The 6,432-nt window shown below is 48.7% G+C and carries 9 protein-coding genes; 3 read left to right on the forward strand and 6 right to left on the reverse strand.

Translation table 11 applies throughout. From position 1 onward, the window contains the following. Positions 1 to 209: 209 nt before the first annotated feature. Positions 210 to 401: a hypothetical protein gene (locus AC3Y5R_RS23930; protein WP_489923393.1), complete on the reverse strand. Its 192-nt coding sequence runs from the start codon at positions 399 to 401 to the stop codon at positions 210 to 212. A gap of 119 nt (positions 402 to 520) precedes the next feature. Between AC3Y5R_RS23930 and AC3Y5R_RS23935 the strand changes: the two genes are divergently transcribed. Continuing rightward, positions 521 to 967 (forward strand): hypothetical protein, encoded by a 447-nt coding sequence (locus tag AC3Y5R_RS23935; RefSeq protein ID WP_489923394.1) that lies wholly within the window; start codon positions 521 to 523, stop codon positions 965 to 967. Between the two features lie 11 nt (positions 968 to 978). Here AC3Y5R_RS23935 and mbeA read toward each other — a convergent pair whose 3' ends face one another. Both mbeA and mobC read right to left on the reverse strand, forming a co-directional pair. Further along, positions 979 to 2,430: a plasmid mobilization relaxase MbeA gene (gene mbeA / locus AC3Y5R_RS23940; protein WP_489923395.1), complete on the reverse strand. Its 1,452-nt coding sequence runs from the start codon at positions 2,428 to 2,430 to the stop codon at positions 979 to 981. After that, entirely contained in the window at positions 2,420 to 2,758 is a 339-nt protein-coding gene (mobC, locus tag AC3Y5R_RS23945; protein WP_489923396.1) for a plasmid mobilization relaxosome protein MobC, read from the reverse strand. The genes mbeA and mobC overlap by 11 nt, the downstream gene beginning before the upstream one ends. A gap of 1,231 nt (positions 2,759 to 3,989) precedes the next feature. Here mobC and AC3Y5R_RS23950 point away from each other — a divergent pair. After that, complete coding sequence (locus tag AC3Y5R_RS23950; RefSeq protein ID WP_489923397.1) at positions 3,990 to 4,649, forward strand: DNA-methyltransferase; 660 nt, start codon at positions 3,990 to 3,992, stop codon at positions 4,647 to 4,649. A 12-nt stretch (positions 4,650 to 4,661) separates the two neighbouring features. Here AC3Y5R_RS23950 and AC3Y5R_RS23955 read toward each other — a convergent pair whose 3' ends face one another. The 3 genes from AC3Y5R_RS23955 to relB form a co-directional block, all read right to left on the reverse strand. Beyond that, complete coding sequence (locus AC3Y5R_RS23955) at positions 4,662 to 5,348, reverse strand: hypothetical protein (protein ID WP_489923398.1); 687 nt, start codon at positions 5,346 to 5,348, stop codon at positions 4,662 to 4,664. Positions 5,349 to 5,495: 147 nt separating this feature from the next. Beyond that, positions 5,496 to 5,762 (reverse strand): type II toxin-antitoxin system RelE family toxin, encoded by a 267-nt coding sequence (locus tag AC3Y5R_RS23960; RefSeq protein ID WP_489923399.1) that lies wholly within the window; start codon positions 5,760 to 5,762, stop codon positions 5,496 to 5,498. Continuing rightward, positions 5,746 to 5,970, reverse strand: coding sequence for a type II toxin-antitoxin system RelB family antitoxin (gene relB / locus AC3Y5R_RS23965; protein ID WP_489923400.1), 225 nt, complete (start codon positions 5,968 to 5,970; stop codon positions 5,746 to 5,748). The genes AC3Y5R_RS23960 and relB overlap by 17 nt, the downstream gene beginning before the upstream one ends. 160 nt (positions 5,971 to 6,130) lie before the next feature. Here relB and AC3Y5R_RS23970 point away from each other — a divergent pair, with 160 nt between their 5' ends. Further along, on the forward strand, positions 6,131 to 6,259 hold the full coding sequence (locus AC3Y5R_RS23970) for a hypothetical protein (RefSeq protein WP_255342990.1): 129 nt from the start codon (positions 6,131 to 6,133) through the stop codon (positions 6,257 to 6,259). Positions 6,260 to 6,432 lie beyond the last annotated feature (173 nt).

Consider the following 6,432-nt stretch of genomic DNA (forward strand, 5'->3'; position numbering starts at 1 on the left):
CGCCATTCTGACGCGAGCAGGCCGTTTACGGCACCTTTCCCTGCCCTGATACGCGAAAAACGCCCCAGGTAATTTTTAGTCCGGTGCATGACTATGCACGGAAATGCCTGGCGACGTTTTTCATGGCAAAAACCGAGCGGAAGCCGCAAAAGACATTGTAAATCTGTACCTGATAACGGTGAACGGGCGCGGAAAGTGCCTGCCGGGGCTTAATCTGTATCCTTATAGATGGTAACCCGACTGAGGCCTTCATCGGTCAGCTCGCGGTCTTTAAGCGTGTATGCATCAGCGATCGCGCGCCTCTCATCGATGTCCATATTATGGTCGTCACGTGACGTCTTGTGCAACGCCTCAAGGCGTTCCACTTCGGCCTTCAGCTCCAGAAATTCCTGATCGGTCATATGCTGTCTCCAGGTAGCTAATCTTGCTGCATTCAGTATCGGACACTTAATAATAGCCCTGTCGCTTCAGCTCATGTAAATTTTACACCCTACACACCATACTGAATCCGGAGTATACAGTGGCAGATACACGCCTGAATCTTACGCAGGCAGCCAAGGCTGCAGGTATAACAAGAAGAACGCTCTACAACCATATAGATCAGGGTAAAGTTACCGCGTCACGCGATGAGAAAAACAGCCCTGTTATAGACGTTTCCGAACTCATTCGTGCCTATGGAAATGTGAACCTGCCTGTAAAGAAAATTCCCACGCTTTCACACCGTAAAAATATACAGGAAAATTACACACCGGATGCGCTGAGTGACGTCCGTAAAGAGCTTGCAGAGCTGAAAGTGGCCGTCACGCTGATGCTCGAAGACAAAACGGCGCGTGAGGAAGAGCGCCGGCGCGGCGAAGACGAACGTCGGCAGCTGCAGGAGGAAGTAAAACGCCTGGGAGAGCAACTGGAGCAGGAAAAGGCCAGAGGACTCTGGTCACGACTCTTTGCCGGCAGAAAACCACGATGAGCTGATGAGGCTTAGCCCATTTTTGGGCCATTATAAGGCCGTTTCAGCTGTTTCTGGCGCTGCAGTTCAAGTTCCAGCGCCTCCCGCCGTGCCAGTTCGCCGGCAATCATCGCGCTAATCGGTGCAGCTGCTCGCTCAAACTCTGCACCTGAGCGCTCAAGCGCTGTACCTGGTTGCTTATCTGCGCGTTCTCCGCGCGCGTAGTGGAGTACATCTGCTCCATACTGGCGAAGGCGCTCTCCCATTCCCTCAAACGCGATCCGTAGTCGTTCTGCAGCTGCTCTAACGCGCTCAGTAACTGTTTTTCCAGTTCGGTCATGGTTCAGTACTCCTTCGGTATCATGTACTGGCTGTGCTCCCCAAAGGAGCCTGCCTTCGTGTCGATCTCGAGACATTTCTTCCCGCTGTCGCCGCAGGTGGTCCATATCAGGTTTCCACCCTGTTCGCGCATCTGCGCGATCGCCCGCTTCTGTTCGGCGATCATCTTCCAGTTGTCGGACATCTGCCCTCCCTGGTACCAGATTACGCCCCAGCAGGCGATCGTCACGGTGATTACTGTCAGCAGCAGCCATGACCAGCTCCGGAGCACGAGCCTGGAAAGCCTCTGGTCCCGGGCGCTGATGGCGGCGCTGATTCTGTGCTCGCTTGATTTCAGCGCCTCGCTGATAGACTGCTCGTGCCGCTCGAACTCGCTCTGCAGATTCCGCGCGGTATCGCCGGCCAGCTGCCTGGATTTCTCCTCGAATCCCTTCGCCAAATTTAAAATCTCGCTCATAAATCATCCCCTTTAGTCGGATATTTCTGCCGCCTTCCGGATCGGCAATGCTGATGCTGCTGCGGGTTTCGCGGGCTATCGTAAATCCCGTGTTTTCCAGCGAGCGAATGACATCCTGACGGCTGCGAACGTCGCCGGCAGAAACAAGGCTGAGAAGACCGTCTGTGATGGCCTGGGCGGCCGTCTGCTTATGTGCAGGCAGATCGCGGGGCGTACACAGCGTGCGCCGGTTGATCGGGTCTGACGGGTCGTGCAGGCCAAGCTGCGTATTGATTACCGTTTTCCAGGCGTCAATCCGCGGTTTGTCCGCCGGCGCAAACCAGGGCTGCAGACGTTTTCCGGACTGTAATTCGATGTTCGGGACGACAAAATTAAGCTCAAGCCTTCCCTTGTCACGGTGTTCGACCCACAGGCACGCATACTGATCGGCATCCAGTCCGGGAAGCAGCGCCTTTTCGAAGTGGGTTATCAGCTTTTCTTTATCCGGCTCCGGTAAATCCGACTCACTGAAGGATAGAACCCCGGAGGTGTAAGCCTTGGCATAGGGACTGCTGTCGATGATGGCCACGATATCGTCGGGATTACCGCGCAGCAGGCGTGACTCAGCCCTCTGCCGGTCTTTACCCAGCAAATAATCCACAGGACCCGCACCTTTCCCCGTCCCACGCGCGTGGAATTTAACGATCACCGGTGTGCTCCTGCCGCAGAGCCTTCAGCTCCCGCTCAATAGCAGCAAGCTGGCTGAGGATTTTTACGGCGGAAAGCGGCTCACCGTTTGATACGGCTGCGTTTACCTGCCGCGCTACCTGGTTGAGGTTGTTGCCGGCGCCGGCAAGCTGACGAAACAGCGCCGGTGCCACGTCAGGTGCGTTGCCGCGCGGTCGCCGTTTTTCGGCGCCGAGGCATGTCTCACGCATCCAGGTGGCAAGGCGCGCACGATCGCAGCGGGCGAGCAGCGTTTCGTGTTCTGCAGGAGAGACCCAGACGGTCAGCATTTTGCTGCGCTTTTCGTTCATGACATTCCCTGATAACCGTGTTTTCTGCCGGCTTTATCCGGCGGAAAACGGGGTTGGACAAGCCGCCGGCGCGTCAGGGGGTTTCGGGGCGCAGCCCTGAACCAGCCATCACGGAGCGCTAGCGATGTGTATGCTGGCTTACATAGTAAATCGGAGTGGGGGTCTGTGGAAGTGGTCTATGGGATTTGGATAGTAAGGCTGCGGTGTGAAAGAGGAAAATAAAAGTACCGGTGAAATGACGCTTCCTCGGCGCAAACAAGTTTGCTTCTGCGGCGAGCGTTGCGGTTATAGGGTAAAGGTGGTTTGAGGAAGAGAGCGAAGCCCGCCGGGCGTTGGCGGAAACCTGCGGTTTTCCATAGGCTCCGCCCTCCTGACGAGCTTAACAGAAATCTGATGATCTCCGGTGCTCAAATCAGAAGTGACGAAACCTGACAGGACTTAAAGATGCCGGACGTTTCCATCCGGCGGCTCCCTCGTGCGCTCTCCTGTTCCCACCATACGGATTTCCCGCATCACTCCGCTGTTAATGGCCGCGTTTTCTCATTCCACGCCTGATGCTGAGGTCCGGACAGGTGGTTCGCTCCAAGCTTAGCTGTATGCACGAACTCCCCGTTCAGCCCGACTACCACACCTTCAGAGCAACTGATCACTTGAATCCAATCCCTGAAGATACGACGAATCGCCATTGGCGGTAGCCAACGGTAACGGATTTACGGAGCGGTGAAGTAAACTAGAAGTACACTCAGAGTTCTTGAAGTATTAACCCAACTACGGCTACACTGGAAGGACAGATTTGGTTACTGCGCTCCGTAAAAGCCAGTTACCACGGTTCAGAAGTTCCCCAACTTACTGAACCTTCGAAAAAACCGACTCCCCAGTCGGTTTTTTTGTATCTGCGAAAAGATACCCCTTATCAACTAGCAACACAACCTCAAGGAACTGAAGAAGATATGGCTACACCATGCACTTGTTGTGGAAAACCGCTAAACAAAGCACTTAGAAGTGCAGATGGGTTATTGAAATCATGTCCTCGCTGCTCTACTACTCACGGCTCAGCACACATATTCAGGGCTTACCCTGAATTTTTTGGTACAACTCCGGCTCGCGTTACTACATCGAATGTCGATGGCTCACAAAGCCATTGTATCGACTGTCGAGGCGAAGGTCCCGGGCAGCCCTCGCATGTCGATTTAACACAAGAAACTTTATGCAATCAGGTAAGACAAGCTTAATGAAGCTATTTCAGGAAGACGCTGTAGAATGGTTAAAGACGCTCCCTTCGGGGAGCGTTGATTTATTTATAACGGATCCACCTTATGAATCATTAGAGAAACATAGAAAAATTGGAACAACAACAAGACTGAAAGTAAGCAAATCATCCAGCAATGAATGGTTTGCCATTTTTCCCAATGAAAGATTTGAATCACTTTTAAATGAGGTGTATCGAACACTAAAAAAAAATAGCCACTTTTATATATTTTGCGACCAAGAGACCATGTTTTATCTAAAACCTATAGCCGAAAAAGTTGGTTTTAAATTCTGGAAACCAATAGTATGGGACAAAATGGCTATTGGGATGGGATACCACTACAGGGCAAGGTATGAGTTCATACTTTTTTTTGAAAAAGGAAAAAGAAAGCTTAACAACCTTGGAACCCCTGACATCCTTACAGAAAAAAGAATAAGAAATGGATATCCAACTGAAAAGCCAGTAAAAATACTAGATATCTTGATATCTCAAAGTTCCAGCGAAGGGGACACTGTAGTAGACCCATTTTTTGGCTCAGGATCTACTTTGATATCAGCGAAAAACCTAGGTAGAAATGCTATTGGCTGCGATATTTCTTCTGCTGCACATGAGTACATAGCGCAGAGATTAATCGATGCCTAATGACACATGATCTCATAAGTCATTAATATTAATATCATTACTATCCAGCATATCGCAGAACCATTTTGAGTAATCGCTTCCAGAAGTGATTACTTTTTGTGCTTCATCGCTTAGGTAGATGTTATTAACAGAACTTGGACTTATAACAACCTTTATTTCTTTTTCTATTAAATCAGAAACCATGGCTTCATGGTAGTGCTCATCTTCAATGTAATCTATTGAAAAAACCCCCCAACATTTAAATATGAATGGATGAATGACATCATATACATACCTATTAGTCACATCACTAAAGTCGACACCTTCAGGAATACCAAGATGTTGTATTTTATTCCTTATCATCCCAAAATCTCTGTAGAGTTCAATGTTATCTATTTTTATTCCTGTTGATGCCCAAAGCCTAGCTGGTAATTCTTTGTATTGAATTGTTGTTGCATTATCCATTATATCACTTAGATTTAAAAACGCCCCATCAGATCTTTCTTTAGGATATTTATCAAGTATCAACAATGGATGCTCTTGGGCTATTCTCGCTTTTATAAATATTTCCATTGCATGTGCAGCCTGCAATACTGATAGAATATCCCAGTGAACACTAAAGCCAATATTAACATAATTAGCCAAATGATTGGCATGTCTTAAAGATTGCTCACCTAGGTATATCATGTTTTTATGAATATCAAATAATTCTTGATCCATTAATTATCACCCCTATGTGATTAAAATATTTTTATGCCCGATAATCAGTAAAAATATCATAGAAGTTGGCAGATCTAAGATAAGAACAAAATTAAATCTAACGCCCTATTATTTTAGTCAGCCGTGAAAAAGCCCGCATTGCGGGCTTTAGTCATAGACGTCACGCCTATGGCCTATGGTGGCAGCTAGGATAATCAGCTCATCATCCCGGATCTCGCACAAAATTCGATAATCACCCACCCTATAACGCCAGAACTCTCCTAACTCACCTTTGAGCGGCTTCCCTGACTGACGAGGATCTGTAGCAACAGCAATGCGTAAATCCATAAAATCTACAATCCGTCGCGCATTCTGCTTGTCCATCTTACGTAATGCTTTGAGCGCCCGGTCAGAATAATTAATCGTCCAGACCAAGTGACTTCCTCACGTCCTCGGACGAATGCACAGCCTCATCACCCCGGCGAACACGAGCTGCAGTTTCTGCTGACAAATAGTAATCTTCCAAATCGTCCAGATGAGCCAGGATTGCTTCTCGCGCATAAAACGTCTTGGTTCTTCCTGTTTGCTTCGCCAGAGAATCAAGCCGAGATTCAATCTCATCAGATAAACGAATAGCTAACATATCGACCTCCTAAACCATGATTGCTATACATGTATATCCACTATACAGTAGCTCATATCAAAGGCCAAAAAATAATCTACTTATAGCTCTTGATAACCTGCTGACTGTCGAGATATACAGTTAGAGGGCATTCCTCCTAAACGTTAAAAGGATATCTGTCATGGCTCTTAAACCTGGTCCTAAAAGAATTGCCGAATCAACAGGGCAACCTGATCAACGACAACGCGACAATAAAAAAACGCCGGGAAATAATGATAAGTTGAAACCCAGCAAATCTTCAGGAAAATAGACCACTACCCCAAAGCCCTCCGGGGCTTTTTTTGTACCCGCCACACAGGCGGATTGAACATAACATCCGTTGCGCGCCCCGCTGAAAACGCCTCAGCGCCATTCTGACGCGAGCAGGCCGTTTACGGCACCTTTCCCTGCCCTGATACGCGAAAAACGCCCCAGGTAATTTTT

Source organism: Erwinia sp. 009765445 (genome assembly GCF_058137865.1).

What these genes read in the sequence shown, in the direction of transcription:
- AC3Y5R_RS23950 (WP_489923397.1), top strand. Translation starts at nt 3,990, where the DNA reads ATGAAGCTATTTCAGGAAGACGCTGTAGAATGGTTAAAGACGCTCCCT.
- AC3Y5R_RS23970 (WP_255342990.1), top strand. Translation starts at nt 6,131, where the DNA reads ATGGCTCTTAAACCTGGTCCTAAAAGAATTGCCGAATCAACAGGGCAA.
- mobC (WP_489923396.1), bottom strand. Translation starts at nt 2,758, where the DNA reads ATGAACGAAAAGCGCAGCAAAATGCTGACCGTCTGGGTCTCTCCTGCA.
- AC3Y5R_RS23930 (WP_489923393.1), bottom strand. Translation starts at nt 401, where the DNA reads ATGACCGATCAGGAATTTCTGGAGCTGAAGGCCGAAGTGGAACGCCTT.
- relB (WP_489923400.1), bottom strand. Translation starts at nt 5,970, where the DNA reads ATGTTAGCTATTCGTTTATCTGATGAGATTGAATCTCGGCTTGATTCT.
- AC3Y5R_RS23955 (WP_489923398.1), bottom strand. Translation starts at nt 5,348, where the DNA reads ATGGATCAAGAATTATTTGATATTCATAAAAACATGATATACCTAGGT.